The 853-nt window shown below is 62.7% G+C and carries 2 protein-coding genes; both read right to left on the bottom strand.

Going from position 1 to position 853, the window contains the following annotated elements; translation table 11 throughout:
- Positions 1–252: 252 nt before the first annotated feature.
- Positions 253–561 carry a hypothetical protein gene (locus AC1DY5_RS57340; RefSeq protein WP_478122990.1) on the bottom strand — a complete coding sequence of 103 codons (309 nt, stop codon included), beginning with the start codon at positions 559–561 and terminating at the stop codon, positions 253–255.
- A gap of 139 nt (positions 562–700) precedes the next feature.
- A partial coding sequence (locus AC1DY5_RS57335) for a transposase domain-containing protein (RefSeq protein WP_478122991.1) occupies positions 701–853 on the bottom strand: 153 nt, incomplete at its 5' end.

Below are 853 nucleotides of genomic sequence, written 5' to 3'. Positions count from 1 at the left end.
ACCCAAGGTACCGACGCGCCGGGATCCGAATGAATTTCACTTCGATCTTTGTCGCGTCGCGAATTATTCAGCTTAGCGATGCCATTGGCGGACGGATGGGGAAGCCGACGAATTGAGCGCCCGCTTTGATGCGCCCGCGGCCGCACGACGATGCGACTAGACCGTGCGACATGCGAGCGCCGTCTCTGCTGTCGGGATCGTCGATTCCCGGAGGGGGTGGCGACGAACATGGCTGGCAACGTTCAAAACAAGCTAGCCCACCACCACACGGTCGGGCGGCTTGCGAGGTCCGCCGGGGACGCGACCACACGCCGACTTACTGGAACAACAGGCGCATTTGATCCGATGGCGCAGGTCGGCGTGAGCGTCAACTTGTTGAACTCGATCGGCTACTTCCTTCCGCCCGCCCTGGGTGGCTTGTACGGGCAGCTGGTGTACAGCTTCACCGAGAACATCAAGTACGCCGCGGGCGTTCGAGATTCCGTCCACCTGGTAGTCGAAGCTGTCGCGCGTGCGCCCATGCAGCCACAGCACCGGCGCCTTGGAATACTCGGAAAGCATCTCGCCAGGGACCAATCTTCGGCGTGCCGCAGCGCCAGCAACTTGCGATGCGGTGCATGGTCACCACACCGTTGGCCCATCGTATGTAAAGGGAGAGCGAACACACCCAGCCCGACACTTGCGCCGAGTTGCGCGGGCGCTATGCGGTGCCGCCAACGGGGCGCCAGAGATGGGGCAGCAGTTGGTCGATGTCGCGTTCCTTGTGCGTGGGCAGGCGCGTGAGCACGTCCCTCAGGTACGCATAGGGATCAAGGTCGTTGAGCTTTGCCGGCTGGATGAGGCTGGTGATCGC

The sequence above is a fragment of the Variovorax sp. P4_D9 genome, assembly GCF_056401695.1.
Note: the sequence above shows the minus strand (reverse complement) of the source record. Positions and strands in the feature narration are given on the sequence as shown.